The 15,545-nt window shown below is 56.0% G+C and carries 15 protein-coding genes and 1 tRNA gene; 3 read left to right on the top strand and 13 right to left on the bottom strand.

Annotated elements, in window-relative coordinates; translation table 11 throughout:
• Positions 1-126: IS66 family insertion sequence element accessory protein TnpB (tnpB, locus tag AACY44_RS23950; RefSeq protein WP_339531198.1), on the bottom strand; the 126-nt coding region annotated here is incomplete at its 3' end.
• 102 nt (positions 127-228) lie between these two features.
• Here tnpB and AACY44_RS23945 point away from each other — a divergent pair.
• A complete protein-coding gene (locus AACY44_RS23945) occupies positions 229-1,362 on the top strand; it encodes a hypothetical protein (protein ID WP_339531196.1) in 1,134 nt (377 codons plus the stop codon).
• A 239-nt stretch (positions 1,363-1,601) separates the two neighbouring features.
• Here the strand turns inward: AACY44_RS23945 and AACY44_RS23940 are convergent, their stop codons facing one another.
• The 12 genes from AACY44_RS23940 to AACY44_RS23885 all read right to left on the bottom strand — a co-directional run bounded on the left by AACY44_RS23940 (position 1,602) and on the right by AACY44_RS23885 (position 12,103).
• Positions 1,602-2,444 carry a hypothetical protein gene (locus tag AACY44_RS23940; protein ID WP_339531194.1) on the bottom strand — a complete coding sequence of 281 codons (843 nt, stop codon included), beginning with the start codon at positions 2,442-2,444 and terminating at the stop codon, positions 1,602-1,604.
• Positions 2,445-2,863: 419 nt separating this feature from the next.
• Positions 2,864-3,043 carry a hypothetical protein gene (locus AACY44_RS23935; protein WP_198707027.1) on the bottom strand — a complete coding sequence of 60 codons (180 nt, stop codon included), beginning with the start codon at positions 3,041-3,043 and terminating at the stop codon, positions 2,864-2,866.
• Between the two features lie 93 nt (positions 3,044-3,136).
• Positions 3,137-3,979, bottom strand: a complete 843-nt coding sequence (locus AACY44_RS23930) for a chromosome segregation protein SMC (RefSeq protein ID WP_339531190.1) — start codon at positions 3,977-3,979, stop codon at positions 3,137-3,139.
• A 95-nt stretch (positions 3,980-4,074) separates the two neighbouring features.
• Positions 4,075-6,963 carry a DUF927 domain-containing protein gene (locus AACY44_RS23925; protein WP_339531188.1) on the bottom strand — a complete coding sequence of 963 codons (2,889 nt, stop codon included), beginning with the start codon at positions 6,961-6,963 and terminating at the stop codon, positions 4,075-4,077.
• Positions 6,960-7,232, bottom strand: coding sequence for a DUF3077 domain-containing protein (locus AACY44_RS23920; RefSeq protein ID WP_339531186.1), 273 nt, complete (start codon positions 7,230-7,232; stop codon positions 6,960-6,962). Before AACY44_RS23920 ends, AACY44_RS23925 begins: the two co-directional genes overlap by 4 nt.
• Positions 7,229-7,513, bottom strand: coding sequence for a hypothetical protein (locus tag AACY44_RS23915; protein ID WP_017846196.1), 285 nt, complete (start codon positions 7,511-7,513; stop codon positions 7,229-7,231). Before AACY44_RS23915 ends, AACY44_RS23920 begins: the two co-directional genes overlap by 4 nt.
• A gap of 533 nt (positions 7,514-8,046) precedes the next feature.
• Positions 8,047-8,352 (bottom strand): hypothetical protein, encoded by a 306-nt coding sequence (locus tag AACY44_RS23910; protein ID WP_159954054.1) that lies wholly within the window; start codon positions 8,350-8,352, stop codon positions 8,047-8,049.
• The gene (locus AACY44_RS23905) at positions 8,349-8,603 is read right to left on the bottom strand and encodes a helix-turn-helix transcriptional regulator (RefSeq protein ID WP_026078127.1); all 255 of its coding nucleotides are present in this window, start codon (positions 8,601-8,603) and stop codon (positions 8,349-8,351) included. Before AACY44_RS23905 ends, AACY44_RS23910 begins: the two co-directional genes overlap by 4 nt.
• 81 nt (positions 8,604-8,684) lie before the next feature.
• A complete protein-coding gene (locus AACY44_RS23900; RefSeq protein ID WP_339531182.1) occupies positions 8,685-9,629 on the bottom strand; it encodes a hypothetical protein in 945 nt (314 codons plus the stop codon).
• Between the two features lie 246 nt (positions 9,630-9,875).
• Positions 9,876-11,117 (bottom strand): tyrosine-type recombinase/integrase, encoded by a 1,242-nt coding sequence (locus AACY44_RS23895; protein WP_339531180.1) that lies wholly within the window; start codon positions 11,115-11,117, stop codon positions 9,876-9,878.
• Positions 11,118-11,283: 166 nt separating this feature from the next.
• Positions 11,284-11,360: transfer RNA gene (locus AACY44_RS23890), tRNA-Met, on the bottom strand.
• A 191-nt stretch (positions 11,361-11,551) separates the two neighbouring features.
• On the bottom strand, positions 11,552-12,103 hold the full coding sequence (locus AACY44_RS23885; protein WP_339427196.1) for an RNA polymerase sigma factor: 552 nt from the start codon (positions 12,101-12,103) through the stop codon (positions 11,552-11,554).
• A 262-nt stretch (positions 12,104-12,365) separates the two neighbouring features.
• On the opposite strand from AACY44_RS23885, the gene sctW reads away from it, so the two are divergent.
• Together sctW and sctV are read left to right on the top strand one after the other, a co-directional pair.
• Positions 12,366-13,430 (top strand): type III secretion system gatekeeper subunit SctW, encoded by a 1,065-nt coding sequence (sctW, locus tag AACY44_RS23880; protein WP_339419636.1) that lies wholly within the window; start codon positions 12,366-12,368, stop codon positions 13,428-13,430.
• Positions 13,427-15,520: a type III secretion system export apparatus subunit SctV gene (gene sctV / locus AACY44_RS23875; protein ID WP_339419634.1), complete on the top strand. Its 2,094-nt coding sequence runs from the start codon at positions 13,427-13,429 to the stop codon at positions 15,518-15,520. The genes sctW and sctV overlap by 4 nt, the downstream gene beginning before the upstream one ends.
• Positions 15,521-15,545 lie beyond the last annotated feature (25 nt).

The following is a 15,545-nucleotide window of genomic DNA, read 5'->3' as shown; positions in this document are numbered from 1 at the left end:
AACGGGGTCGAACACGGCGACTTTGATGTCCAGTTCGACCAGTGCGGTGAGGCCATCGATGGACTTTCGAAAGTCTACTGGCTTGGGGTAGAGGTAGACTTTTTCGACGCTGGCATTGGGACGCATCATGGTGGTGGGCTCCTGAGGGAAATCGGGAGCACAGCATCAGCCGTCAGCTATCTGCTTGAAATGTGGGGTTCGTGGAGCGGATACGCTATTGGCGCTTACATGCGCTTCGCATATGACCTTTACAGCCTGAAGCACGCCATCGAGGTCCAGAAGCTGCTTATCGACCGAATCAAATGCCCCGAGAACTTCCCGGGGGCGTTGTATGAGGTGCGGGTCGCCGCAGCCCTGCTTCGGGCAGGCTTCAGTCTGCAGCACCAAGATGAAACTGACAGACGTACTACTCACGTTGAGTTCATCGCTACGGACACTATGTCCGGTGCGATCTACGCCGTGGAGGCCAAGCGACGAGAAGGGGCGCGGATGAAAATCAACAGGCAAATGAATCGCGCTTTGAGCAAAAAGTCGGATCATCCTCGCATTGTTTTCATCGACACAAATGACGGACGCCTGGAGCTCGGCAGAGGACATCCTAATCCTGTAGCGCTTGTGGAGGCTGAAAACCTCTTAAAGCTGTATGAGCGAGATCCTACTGGGCAGAAGCTTCCGTGGGCTTATGTCATAGTCACCTTCGATCCAGAGGAGCATCACCTTGATGCTATTGATCTGCCTTCTGGAATGCTGCTCTGGGGCTTCCATCTCGAAGATCTTCACCCTGGGCTGAAAACCCTACTTCAACAGGTCAAAGTCAGGCGTCGGCACGCGCCAGTCTTCGCGCTGCTAGATTCTATGCAAAAGCACCGACGCATTCCCGCTACGTTCGATGGAGAGGCCGAGTCGTTCTCTGGCGGAGTTCCCAAGGCACGGCTACAGGTTGGCCAGCGGATCGAGGTACCAGGGCCTAGCGGGGCGCAGATCGAGGCAACGCTAGAGAATTGCGTCGTCATGCCGAAATCGAGAGAAGCATATTGTGTCGCTTGCAGCGACGATCAACAGCGCTTCATAGTCAAGATTCCGTTGACGGATGATGAGCTAAAGGCACACTCCCAGCACCCTAAGACCTTCTTTGGAGTTATTGATAGTAATGCTGGCCGCTTTTGTCCGAAGACCGACTTGGACTGGTTCGACTTCCTCTGGGAAACATACTCGAGCAGCACGAAAGAGAAACTGATCGAACTCATGGACCATGCTCCTGACATTGAACAATTGAAGGAGATGACCCAACAGGATTTGGCCGACGAATATTGCGCTCGAATGGCAAGCGCAATGATGGAAGCGCATGCGGAAAAGATCTAATCGATTCAGCGGCTCTAGCCCCGCAAAAATTCTAGTGCCTGAGAGCGACGAAAATTATCGCACTTGAATGAGCTTTGAGTGCTCCCATGAGTCGGCTCATCCTATTTCTCACGACGATTGAACGATCGCGTTCCACACTCGAGATTTTGCTTCCAAATGTCCGCACAGGGCCGTTTTCTGCCCATTGCGAGAGGCAGAAAACGGCCCAATCTCATCACTTGTATGCAGTTTTTTCGAAATCACCGGGCCAGTATCGCGCTTTCTAACACTATGGCATTAGGGGCATAGTGTTGGATGGCCTGCAGAACAGCTTCGCGATCTTTTTCGCTAATACCTGATCCCAACGTTACCGTCATGTGGTCAAACATTAAGGTATCTATCGGCAGATCTATAAAATGAAGATCTGGCGATGGTGCTCCTATTCCCGAGAAATACCATTTTTCCATTAAATTGAGGAGTTCATGCTCATATTCATCAGGATTGTCTTCATAGGTTAGATCTGGCCCTCGAATCGCCACTAGCGTAAACCGAAACTCAGATTGATCTTCCCAATGTGCGGCCTTGATCCGGCATAACCTAGAGCCTCCGGTAATCTCAGTTATCTCTGGAGTTGAGCGAACGAACTGCTTCACATAGTCAGCAGGATCTTCGACATATAGAACGTCACTACCGAAGGATTCCTCGTCTGCCCATGGGATAAGCACAAAGCCTTTACCGAACATTGTTTCTTTTGTAAATGGTGCTGGCACGTCATCGAGTCTAAGCCCCAACTTGTTTAATTCTCCTTCCGGGGATTTGTATGGACGGCTAAGCTCAAGTCGCAGTTTTTTCAACGGAAATGGGGAAATTTTGAAGCTCAAACGAACGCCTCGGTGCTGATCCGCGTACCGGTACCACTGCCCTGATTTCTCAACAGTTGATTTGACCCATGAGTTTACAAAGTAAGCCTGCCGCGACAGGTGAAATGTTTCAAAAGGCAACTCCAAGAGGTCATCCAAGTGATCAGCTCTTGTAAACCGGAGCTTGCCGCTTTGTAGGATCAATGGAAGAGTAGATGCTCGCGTGTAGTGGTGAATTTCCATGGTTCAGCTCCTGAATGGACTTCTAGTCATAAATGCATAGCTAGCTAGTATGGCGAAATGATTGCGATTTGACTCAGTCTTACGAGAGTGTGATGACGACCACCTCGGGTTCAAAGCCGCTATTTCTGGATGTATGCTTTTGGCCGAGGCTGTGTAAAAACGCTTTCGAGCGCGTCAGGTACTCAAAGCCGGACTATAAATCGCGCATCTGCGCGAAATCCACATCTGCTGACGTGCCGATAAATTTCAGATTTAACGTAGACGCGCGCACTTCAATTTTGACAAAGCGTTTTTACACTCTGGGCCGAAAGCGGTCATAAGCCCACAGCCGCCACAGATAAGAAGCCGAAAAATATGAAGCCTTGTTTGTAATGAGAGGATCTAGCGAAGCGGAAGCTGTTTAGGCTTCCGCTTCTCTACTATCCGTCCTTTCTTTTGAGCTGAAGGTCAATGAAATCAAGCTCCGCCTTGATTGCATCAATTGTCAGCGTTTCGACTTTAGTATCTTTGTTTGCTCTCGTACTGAGCTTTTTCATGCCGGCCAAGACGACAATTATCCCGTTTAAATGAAGCTTTCGGGCCTTCAGGTAATCAGGCATCTTTGCGCTGTTCTGTGGTGGTTTGTTCATGGGGGGACCGTGGTATGCCCGAAACAACCTGTTTCTCGCAGGCTGCTTCGGGGAAGGTTTAATTTAAGCGGCCAATAGATCAATCAGGCTGTGTTGGCGAGAGCGATCTGCAAGTTCTTGCCAGGTCCAGCTTCCAAAGTGCTCGCCCTGTTCAGGGATATCCAGCTTCATCAGTGCCACCGGGTCACGACTAATCAGGTTGCGTGCAGCCCACAGCTTGCCGCCGGTCTCCAGCAGTGCTTCCGCGGCCTCATTCCATTGTTCTTCCAGCACAGTGTTCGCCAGGTGAGCCGCGTTGTTCTCGATCTTGGCACGTTCTTTTTGTGCTTCTGTGATGTGCAGATCAATCGTCACGAGCTCCTGCTCCAGCGCGGTGATGAGCAGCTGTTGGCGGCGGTGATGCTCAACCGCAGCCGTGAGGTTTTTTGCTGCCTTTTGAGCTTCGGCGTTGGCTGCTTTCTCGCCCTCTACATCGCCCCAAGCGACCGCCTGTGCATAAGCGGTGGCTGCGTCCGTTTCAGCTTGTCGAGCTTTTGCAATGTCTTCCTGATCGCTCTGGCGGACCTGCTGCAACCGTGTCTCAATGCTGTTGCGCTTTTCGTTGAGTTCCATCTCGTCGGCTTTCCAGGTCGCCATAGCGCTGATGTAGCCCGCAGCCAAGCTTTCACGGTTCGCCAGTGCCTCAAGGCGATCTATCTTTTGATTCAGGAGGTGGATTTCAAGCTCCCGCGAGTCGATGCGTCTTTTGTGATCGTTGATTTCATCCTGCACAGCCTTTTGTCGGCGCTGCTGGATCACCTCAGGGCTATCTAGTGCTACTTCCAAAGGCGCGAGATCGCGCAGAATGCTCTCCATTTCGAGGGTCATTTTGTCGCGGCGGTCTTTCAGTTCTTGGATAGTGTTCATCTGTATTGTCTCTTGGTATTGCGGTTTATAAGGATGGTTGAGCGGCTGGCGAGGCCGGGAATGAGCCGGCGCTACCTTGATCAGCAGGCATGCCGTCAAGCGGCCTTGGCCTCGTGCTCATCCGTTCCAGGGACTGTCTTCACCACATAGCAGCGTTGAGGTCCTAACCCGGGCAGGCGAATCAAGCTGTACGCCTTGCCGTCACTTCCCGGCTCAAGTACGCCCCGTTGCAGCAGCTCCTTGTTCACCGCACTGATGTTCATGCCTTTGAAGATCTCGGCCCTCCAAGCTTCAGGCAGCACGTAGTAGGTGTTGGTGGTGTGCAAGGCGTCGCCCATGCCGTGTTCCAGGGTCTTGCGAAAACCCAACCGATCAATCGTGCGTGGGCCGTGTTCATCGATCTTGGCGGCGGCAGATTCCCACCGGGTGAAACGGCTTTCTCCGAAGCGCTCGATCACCTGGCGCAGTCGCGCCAAGATCGCATCGCCTTCGAAGTTACCGGCGCCGCCGCGTTCGGCCAGCCACGCATGCAGGCACACACGTGCGGCGGTCGTGGCCGTACCGTCCGGCCAGCCGGTGACGCCGAATGCGGTGGCCAACTCTCCGGCCGCTGCTGCGAGGCCAAAGCGAAGGGCGGCACGCTGGGCCTGGCCGCTGGCCGAGGCGGGCAGGTTTTGGGTGATGAACTGCTCCACCGTGCGGCGAACAATCACCGCCCATCTGAGCATTTCTCCAGGCGCACACAGTGCATGCAGGAAGGCGGTGAGGGGCGTGCCGTAGTATTTGGCTACACGGGCCTTGAGCGCATCGGAGAGAGCGGCAGCGTCCTCAAAACCGTTCAGCGCATCGAACATGCCGAGGCCTTTACTGGCATCCGCAGGCACGGCGAGCATGCGTACCTCCATACCCGCTTTCAGCTCCTTGTTGGCATCCGCCATGTGCTGCGCCAATGTCTTCTCGCCCGTCGAGAGAAACAGCAAGCGCCACTCCTGCACCTGTCGGCCCGCTTGTCCTCGATCATTCGCACGGGCCTTACCGGTGCCATTGCCCAGCATGTAAACCGTTTCGCCAATGATGCGCGGGTCACACATACCGATTTCATCCAGCACCAAGAGGCCGTCTGAGTGTGCGGCGGCGATGGACTCAAGGGCGTTATCGGTGGAGCGCCACGAACGAACTAAGCGCGGCCCGCCATAGACCGAGGCAGCGACCTGCAAGTGAGTGGTCTTACCGCCGGAGCTGTCGCCGTACAGGTGGAAGCCGCCTGATTCATGCCCGAGCAGGTTCAACAGCGGGCCTGCAAAGGCCACTGAGACGACAAACGCTAAGCGGTGGTTGCCAACGCACAGCGCGCCGATATGCTGCTGCCATTGCTCCAGAGAGCCCGCCTCGCTGATCGGTGGCAGTTGGGCACCGGCCTCATAAAAATGCAGGTGCTCGGCGTGCGAGCCGATTTGCTGTTCTGGCAAAAGGAAGGCGTTGTCGTGCCAGCCCAGGCGCGTCACCAAACGGGCGCGCTGGGCACTGTCGAAGCCGCCGAGATAACTCTGCAGGTCATTGCGTGCGTTACGTCCGGATCGGCTTCCGGCAAGGCGCAGCCCCATGTCTACCAGTGGGCCGAGTACATCCTTGCCGAAGTCGCCGGTCATGGTTCGGGCCGGAATGTTCCAGCGTTTTTTGGCGCCATCCGGGTCGTCGAATTCGACCAATAAACCCCAGTTGTGCCCCTTGTCGTCGCGAGTGCGAGCGATGATTTCGAGAGGTGAGCACACAGGGCGCGCCTCGCCATCATCGCCCGAATAAAACACCCCTTCAGGCGTCAAGCGAAAGCCACCTGGCAACAGATCATTTTTCGATTTCGCCAGGCGTTTGGCGGGCGCCTTAGCCTTCGGTTGTTGAGGCTCTTTGGTCTCAGCGACGCTGCCGAAAAACTCACCGTCGCGCACCAGCTCGGCGACGTGGCCAGCGGTCCAGCCTTTGGCTAACGCATCCGCTGCATCGTCGCCGTCTGCCCATTTTCCACCCTTGATGAGCGTCGGCTTTCCGCCTTTGTTGCTGGGCTTGAGCTTGAACACGTCGAGCGAGATTCGTTGCACTGAAGCGGCGCCTAGCTCAATCAGCTTGAGCTCGATGGAGTCCATGCACGCCTTGCCGCTGGCATCGTTATCCGGCCAGAGCACCACCGTGCGCCCTTTGAGTGGTGTTAGGTCGACCTTGTGCCAAGAGTTTGAGCCGTTCGGCCAGCAGGTGGCTACGTGGTCGGGCAATAACTCAGCGGCGGCGTCAGCAGCCTTTTCGCCTTCACACAGCACCACACGCGCATCGGCGCGCTGTACCAGCTCATCCAGGCGCAGAAGTGGCCGAGGCTCCGGCAAGCCTTGCCAGCGCCATTGTGTGGTTTGCCCATCGGAGCGTTTGCACCAGGTCAACGGCGCAAAGACCTTTCGCGGTTTGCCGTCTTCATCTAGGCCCAAGTCGAAGCGATACAGCGCCATGACCGGCTGGCCCTGAGCATCGCGATAGATCCAGACTTTGGAAGGGGCGCCGTGTTGCCGGTGCTTGGCTGGGCACTTGTTCATGGCCTCTGCCGGGATCGGTTGAACCGCAATCCACTCCGACGTAGCGCTCTTGGCCGGTGCGCTTTTGGCAGTCGCAGAGCTAGCGGTAACATTGAGCAGATCCGCCAGCTTTTTGCAGGCTTCAACGTCCGTGCCGCCGTCGATGTAGCGCACTAGGTCGATCAGGTCACCGCCCTTATCGCCGGTGGCGAAATCCGCCCAAGTGCCTTTGCTCAAATTGACCTTGAGTGAGCCTGCACGTTTGTCCGTGCGTGTGGGGTTCGGTGCGGTGTATTCCTTTCCACCGTCGACGCGTTTGCCGTTCGGTAGCCAGTAAGTAAGGACGCGGTCGATGTTCTTCAGGGCGGCGCTTTTTACGTCGGCAAAGCTGGGGCGTTTTGAGGTGTTGCCGGTGCGTTGAGTCATAGTGCGGTCCTCGACTCAAGCAACGCCTCGTTCACGTCGTCGATCAGCGCCTTGGCCATCTCGCCGAGGTAGAACGCAGGCCAACTAAAACGCTCGCCCGCATCACTGATGGCGGCGTCAAGGATCAGTTGATTGGAGTGATGCAGAATCTGGGAGACGGCTTCAAGTGCATCCTCCAGCGGGATGCCGGCATTCACCCGAAACAGGTTTTGGCCGTTACCGTTGGCAGGGGAAAACTCGGAGCGTCCAAGCGTGATGGAGTGGGTCACAGCGCACCGCCTTTCTGGCCCATCGGCACAGAGGAGGCATCACCGTACATGGTGAGTGTTTTGATCAGGCCCAAGGTGCCGCGTACGTCCCAAATAACAGACGACAGCACGCGGTTGGACAGCAGGGGTTTATCGCCGTCTAAGTGGTCTTCCAGCAGCATGAGAACGGAGTCGGCACGGTCGAGCGCACAGGTGATGGCGTCTATAGGAAGACCGGCTTCGGCGTCTTGGCTGACGCAGAGTAGGTCCTCGGGCAGTGCAAAGCCTGGGAGCATGCTCATTGGGCACCCCCTGCGGCTTCCAAGGCTCTCGCCTTGGACATATGGGCGTTGTAACGGGAAAGGCGTGTAGCGAGGCTGGAGTTGGCGTGTAAAGCGGCGAGAGCCATAGCTCGATGAGCGGCGGCGCGAATTTTGGACGGATTTAGGGCGTGCATAGGTGGCGCTCCAAGTTTTGACTATGGAACTGCCACGATCCTTTCCACGGGATTGGGTGGCAGCTGTGCATGGGGTGGAAATACCGGGAAACTTGGAACCCGGCCAGGCCGAAGCCTGCCCACACACAGCCGCCATAACTCGAAATCGCAGGCGTAAAAAAAGACGCCTGCAATCGTAATGGGGGCGCCTGTGCGCCAAGTTTTCAAACGGGTTTCCACGCCCGGTCGCTGATTTTGCAGTGACGGCCAGAGAGTAACGTGCGTTTTTTGAAAGCGCAACTATGCAGATGGCTTGCGGATTTTTTCGATGCGGCATAAATTGATCAGGCATGTAGATTTACCTCAACGCCTCCGGTTGCCGCCGGGGGCGTTTTCGTTTCAGGCATGGATGTCCCAGCGAAGGGAGACAAAGGGCAACAGGTCACCTTCGAGGCAGGCGCGCGCATCCTCGTAGGCGTCGATTTGTTGGCCTTCGTCGACGATGATTGCTTGAGGGGCTTGGCAGGGAACTGACAATGCGCACCAGATGCCATCTCTCCATCGCATCACCATGACGTCCCGGTTAAGGCGTTTTTGCTCCGTACGGTAACGTTCAAAACGCTGCATACCGCGTGATGAGAAACCCACTTTTCTGAGTACAGAAAAGGGCTGCAAGATGGCCCTGTTGGCAGCTCGATTTTTCATGCTGCCACCTGATCGCGGGCAGCGATGCGTGCACGTGTCCATGCCTGAACTTCCCCCAATACCCACGCAACCGGAGCGCTTCGGGCATTGCTGTTACTCAGCTTTACCGGCAACGGGAATCCGCTTTCAGGTTGACGCATCAGCTTGTAGATAGTCGGGCGTGCGAGTCCTACGATTGAAATGACCTCGGGCATGCGGATGAGGGTCATGGAGGGGTCATGCGAGGGAATTGCTTTTAATACGGTAGTCATAGCGAGCTAACCCTTTGTTAATTGAGACAACGGGTCATACGCTACGCAGGGGAGGGAGAGTGGACTGTGTCCGCTCCCTTTTTATTTCAGAGGTCTAAGGCCCAGAGCGGTCAAATGCTCTCGAATAGTTTTTTTTGTGCCGTGGCTCTTCTGTTCGGAAAGAATATTGGTCAGTTCAGCATCGGTCAGACTTCGCATTTCAATTTTCCGACCGTTAATGATTTGCTCAGCAGCCGCCTTGATTTTTGCTCGTCTATCCATTGTGTCGGTCTGTATTTTTGAGCTGGGATCTCGGTTCCCCTTACCGGCTTCCTGACCTCGTCTTGTCGCCTTTGTTGAAAAGGCGTCGTCGAGAATTCGATGCATCAGGTTTGATGTGTTGAAGCCTTTTTTAAACACATCCATCCGCTCCACTTGGCGATAAAGGCTCGCCATCAACAGAGCCTGATTCGCTTCGCCTAGTAACGTCGCGAATTCTTCTCGTGCCCTGATTTCGTTCCCGCTGCTGCGGTCCCGTTCTTTTTCGATCAGGGCAAGGTACTGGCGGGGTGAGTCATGTTTCAGCTGCTCTATCAGGTCTGCATCAATGTCGTAAGTGGTGAGCTCAAGGTCGAACAGCCAATTTGCAAGCGTCTCCACAGCCTGCATTCCCATTACCAGGGCAAAGGTAGCCGCAAGCTGTGAGTCTGCTGCGGAATGACTCACCCCAAGAAACCGTCGAATGACACTGGGCAATGAGCCTGCCTCTGAATAACTGGCATGCTCGCTAATGGGATCGCGAAGTCGATAAAGGGTTTTTGTTACCGACTCTGCACACGGAGCGTAGGAGCCCTCCTCAAGCCAGAACGACGTAGCCGTGTTGATTAGATCAAAGGCATCTCTGAAGTGTTCGTTGAACTGCGGAAACAGCACAAGGCTGCGAACGGCTGCCTCAACGTCGTCCTGATCCCACACTAGGCACGTTACGTCGAAGCCTGCGATTTCTAGTTCGAGCTCTTCTGGCTCGAAGCCCCGCTCAAAGTCCATTTAGATCTCCCCGCCGCCCCGAAGTCGATAGGCTGTTACAGCGATTTGCAGGTGGAAGCGACAATGCCAGAAGGGTTGCGGGCGTGGCCTTTCTGTAACACGACTGCTCGATGTAACACGTGGTGCGCAGAAGTTTTGTAGTGCGTGTAACGCCAGATATCGTCAATAAAAACAATTGGTTAACGGTATTCGTAACGCGCGTAACACCCGTAACACCGTTTTTGAAGGGGTATAGGGTTAACGGCTTCACACTGCCTTCCCAAATTGACCTTGCACTACATTGCCGGCCTCTAGGGAATCGAGATGGTCGGCGTACCATTGCATCATCTGTGTGCGCTGCTCAAGGTACTGAGCCTTGTTGTAAATCCCACGAACACCTTGTGCCTTGTGGCTGAGTTGGGCCTCGATATGGTCAGCAGGATAGCCATGCTCGTTGAGGATTGTGCTGGCGATGTGGCGGAAGCCATGACCTGTCTGGCGGCCTTCGTAACCAAGGCGCCGGAGTGCCATAAGGAAAACGGTATCACTTCGAGGTTTGGTGCGGTCGCTTCGACCTGGAAACAGGAGTGGGTAAGCGCCGGTTAGTTGCCGAAGCTCTATCAGTGCTTCCACTGCTTGAGTGCAGAGTGGCACCAGGTGCTCACGACCTTTCTTGCGACCCTTGCGCTCGACTGGAACGGTCCACAGTCTTTTGTCGAAATCGAACTCTACCCATTGTGCCTCTCGGAGTTCGCTGGGGCGTACAGCCATCAGGGTCAACAGCCTCAGGCCAAGCTGAACATCTTTGGCGTGGGGGTAGGAGCGTATCGCTCGGAGTAACCCTGGAAGCTCATCGGGGGAAACGTGGGCGTAGTTCTCTGCCTTTCCCGAGGACAGAAATTTATGCACACCCTCCAACGGATTGTTGACTGCTCTGCCGGTCACTCGGGCCAGGTCATAAATATCTTTGCAGTAAGCCCTCACACGGCTCATCTGTTCCAAAATCCCCTGACGCTCAAGCCCTCTCAATAGCTCCATCCACTCCATCGACATAATTGAGGTGTAGGGGCGTTTACCGAGCGAGGGGAATACATGGCGTTCGAGTGCGCCAAGTATCCTTTTGGCCGTACCAGCATCCCAGCCGCTTAGGCGAGACGTGTGCCACTCCCTTGCCAATGCTTCAAAGGTGTCGTTGGCCGCGTCGATCTCGGCGGCTTGGCGAGCTTTCTTGGATGTGATCGGGTTCTTACCTTCCGATGCGTCTGCGCGTAGATCAGCAGCTTTCTGCCGAGCGAAAGCGCCGCCCACTTCCGGGTAGCCGCCAAGACCAAGCCACGACCATTTGCCGTCTGGCTTCTTGTAGCGTAATTCCCAGGACTTTTGGCCGTTCGGCTTGACCCTGAAATACAGCCCTGGGCTGTCTAGTTCGCGGTATGCCCCGGCCTCAGGCTCCAGGCTGGAAAGTGTAGTGTCAGCGAGAGGGCGCCGCTTGATATCGGTGCGTTTCATCCTTGTATGCCTTCAGTTCAATTATTTATGAAGCATACACGTGGGCATACACGGTGGGGAAGGATAGGGGTAGATAGAGGTGGACAGCCAGAAACAAGAAAGCCCGCACGAGGCGGGCTTCTTGAGGTGATTCATAGACTGCTGTAGACATCTATGGATCGGTACTTGGTGGCTACACAGGGACTTGAACCCCGGACCCCAGCATTATGAATGCTATGCTCTAACCAACTGAGCTATGTAGCCAAGTGGCGCGCATTATTCGCGTAGAACGGAAATGCGTCAAGCATTTATTTTGAATTTTTATCTACGCTTTCAACTGTTTAAGCGAAATCACCGGATCTGGCGACGAGTGGTTCGTGATTCACCCTGTCGAGTCCCAAAAAAGCCTGATCGCGTTGGGCAGATATCCCTGCCGCCCAACGCGTGGTATGGCTTTAAGGAAGCTGCGAGTTGTGAGTGGCGCGTTTAAGCTGTTCACGCGCCCTTGAAAGGCGCGAGCGAACAGTGCCGATAGGAATGTCCAGTGCGTCGGCTGTGTCCTGGTAGCTGCCGTCGGTTTCCAGTGAGGCGTATAGCGTCTTGCGCATTTCCAGCGGCAAGTGGTCGATGGCGCTCAGGGTTTTTTCCAGGCGACGGTTCACCTCAAACTCCCAATCCAGGTTGTGGTTGTCTTCCTGGCCATGCCACAGCGACTCATCAAATTCGCAATGCACAGGCTTGGCGTACAGGCGCCTGAAGTGATTGCGGATAAGGTTCTGCGCGATACCACACATCCAGGTACTGAGTGTGGCATTGCCGCTGAAACGCTCTCGGTTGCGCCAGGCTTCCAGGTACGTCAATTGCAGAAGGTCGTCTGCATCTTCCGGGTTGAGGACGCGCTTGTGAATGAAGCGCCGCAGTTTTTTTTGCTGATCGTCTGTCAGGTGAAGCATGAATTGAGGCGAGCTGCCAACGAGGTGCGCTAAAGCTTCAATAGGGATATTCATGATTGTTTCCTTGGGGTAGACGCCGTCGAAAGTGTGTCGACGGGAACCCCTTTTGCACTGGCTGTGCCAAGAAAAAATCTTTGCTAACTCATTAATTTATATAGATAAATATTTTGAAATAACGCGTTTTTGTGCAATGCCTTGCGCAGAGCTCTGAAGATCTGTGCAAGTCTTTTCAAATGTGTCGCTGGATCCGGCTGGATGGAACCGTTTGAGCAGGCCTTGCCACACAGGGAAACACTCTTCCTGTTCAGGTCTGTCCATGAAAGTCGAATCCTCCCCCGATGTGCAAACGGTCCGTCCTCTGGATCAACCTGCTGTCATCCAGGCCTCTACGCCTGCGCCCGTCAATGGCGTGGATGAGCTCGCCTACCTGTTCAACCTGGAAGTGGAAAACAATAGCCAGCCCTTGAGTCAGCGGAAGATGAGCGTGCACGTGCCTCCGATCGAGCATATGGCGGAGCTTTATCGTCAGCTAGGTCATCCGGCCAAGAAGACCCTGGCGATGATTTCTTTGCTGGTCAGGGAAGCGCTACGGCAGCGGGCAGACGTTGGAGAATTGCTGAAGCTTTCCGAAGGCGACCCCGCGCGCGCGTTTGTCGTGCTCAAATATGTGGCGGCCCAGGCAGACACTGACGTGCGACCGTCCGAGGCGGCATTGGCGCGTGATGCCATGGCCAAGCTGCAGGTCCGCTTCAAAGGGGAGATTCAGGCCGGCCTGAACATCGCCGTGGCACTGCAGGCGGCCAGTGTCGATCCGCAGGAGCGCCAGGCGCTGCGTACGCTCTACTACGCCAGTGTGGTCACGCGCCAATCGTTGTCGACGATGATGCAGGCGTTGCTCGGCGTGTACGGCGGCGAACGGTTTGCCGACGGGCTCAACGTGATGCGCAAAGCGCTGGCGGACGATATCGCGGCCAAGGTGTCGTCAATGCCGACACCGCTGTTGCGCACGTTGTTACTGGGCCTGCAAAGCTGTGGGCAGTTGAGCGGGGTGCTGGCGGGTTGTCATGCGCTGCTCCAGCGCCTGGGCATCAATCACGACGCAGTGAGCTTGCTGCAGCGCATGCTGAGTTTCGCCGGTACTGGTATCACCGCTGCTGAGATTCTACGGATCGGCGATGAACTGGCGGGTGGTCCGAATGCCCAGCAATTGGTGGCGCTCAATGCCCTTTACCCCTTGGTCCAGCAATTGCCCTTAGCGTTATGGCTCGACAGTCGAGTGCGTGAAGAAACCCTTCGTGGCTTCCTGGCGGTGATGGGGGAATTGGATCGGCTCGCGCGTGGCCCTGCACGTTTTCCGAGTGAACTGGGGGCCATGGCGTGACGGCAATTTCGGCCATCAACCGCTTTTTGCTCAAGGTTGCGCAGCGCGCCGAAGTGCTGGGCGCTGTGGTGGTGCTGGCCATCGTCTTCATTTTTATCGTGCCGTTGCCCACCTGGTTGGTGGACATTCTGATCGCGCTCAACATCTGCATCTCGTGCCTGCTGATCGTGTTGGCACTGTACCTGCCGGGCCCCCTGGCGTTCTCTTCGTTCCCGTCGATTCTGCTGTTGACCACCATGTTTCGCCTGGCGCTATCGATCGCGACCACGCGCCTGATCCTGCTGGAGCAAGACGCCGGTGACATCGTCGAAGCCTTCGGCAATTTTGTGGTCGGCGGCAACCTGGCCGTGGGGATGGTGATCTTCCTGATCCTGACCCTGGTCAACTTCCTGGTGATCACCAAGGGCTCGGAGCGGGTGGCCGAAGTGGCGGCGCGGTTCAGCCTGGATGCGATGCCCGGCAAGCAGATGTCCATCGACAGCGACCTGCGTGCTGGCCTGATTGACGGCATGCAGGCTCGGGACAAACGCGAGCAGTTGTCGCGCGAGAGTCAATTGTTCGGGGCTATGGACGGGGCCATGAAGTTCGTCAAGGGTGATGCCATCGCGGGCTTGATTATCGTTGTGGTCAACCTGTTGGGTGGCTTCTCCACGGGCATGTTCCAACATGGTTTGAGTGCTGCGGATTCAATGGCACTGTATTCGGTGCTGACCATCGGCGACGGCCTGATTGCGCAGATTCCGGCGCTGCTGATTTCTCTCACCGCCGGCATGATCATTACCCGTGTGGCACCGGACGGACGCAAGGGTGCCAGCAACATGGGCGCCGAAATTGCCCGGCAAATGACCAGCGAACCCAAGAGTTGGATGATCGCCTCGGTGGGGATGCTTGCATTTGCCGCAGTACCCGGCATGCCTACCGGGGTGTTTATCCTTATCGCGACGATAACCGGTAGCTTGGGGTACTACCTGATGCGCCAGCGTCAACGGCAGGAGCAACCCGAAGCTGAAGCCGCAGAAGCGGTGCGTCCCGAAGAGAACGGTCGTGAGGACTTGCGTGGGTTTGATCCGTCAAGGCCATACCTGTTGCAGTTCTCTCCGGTGCTGCGAGGGACGCCTGAGGTGACGGATCTTGTCCACTCGATTCGCCAGGCCCGGAACGCACTGGTCGCCAATATCGGCTTGACACTGCCACCGTTCGAGGTGGAGCTCGATGATTCGCTCGCCGATGATGAAATGCGCTTTTGTGTGCATGAGGTACCGATGGTCAAGGCCTCGGTGGTCACTCATGTGGCGGTTGAGCGTAAGGCGCTGACGGTCGAGCCTGCACACGCGATACCGGGTTTGGCAGATCGCGATGAACAGCATTGGGTCTGGCTGGCGCCGAATGATCCGCTGCTCGATGATCCACAGGTGGAACGCTTCACCGCGGCGAGCCTGATCGTTGAGCGCATGAAGCAGGCAATGATGCTCAGCGGGCCCCAGTTCCTGGGGATTCAGGAGAGTAAGTCGATCCTTAGTTGGCTGGAGCACAACCAGCCGGAATTGGTTCAGGAGCTGCAGCGGATCATGCCGCTGTCGCGTTTTTCAGCGGTGTTGCAACGCTTGGCCAGCGAAGGTGTGCCGTTGCGGGCTGTACGACTGATTGTCGAGTCACTGATCGAGTACGGCCAGCATGAACGTGAGCCGGACGCGCTGGCCGACTACGCGCGCATTGCGCTCAAGGCACAGATCTACCATCAGTACAGCGAAGCCGACGGTCTGCATGCCTGGTTGCTGTCGCCGCAGACCGAAAACATCCTGCGTGAAGCGCTACGCCAGACGCAGACCGGGGTGTTCTTCGCACTCGACGACGAACATAGCGCGGCGTTGGTCGGGCTGCTCAACCAAGCCTTCTCGGTGCGCCCGAAACTCAAGAGCGTGATGTTGGTGGCGCAGGATTTGCGCAGCCCCCTGCGGACCTTGTTGCTGGAAGAATTCAACCACGTGCCGGTGCTGTCCTTTGCCGAGCTGAGCAGCACGTCCAAGGTCAAAGTACTGGGTCGTTTCGACCTGGGCCAGGATGAATTGATGCGCGGTGCGGTGGCATGAAGGTTGGTCTGGGTTCAGCACGGAG

The sequence above is a fragment of the Pseudomonas sp. RA_15y_Pfl1_P11 genome (genome assembly GCF_963970975.1).
Taxonomy (GTDB): domain Bacteria; phylum Pseudomonadota; class Gammaproteobacteria; order Pseudomonadales; family Pseudomonadaceae; genus Aquipseudomonas; species Aquipseudomonas tritici.
Note: the sequence above shows the minus strand (reverse complement) of the source record. Positions and strands in the feature narration are given on the sequence as shown.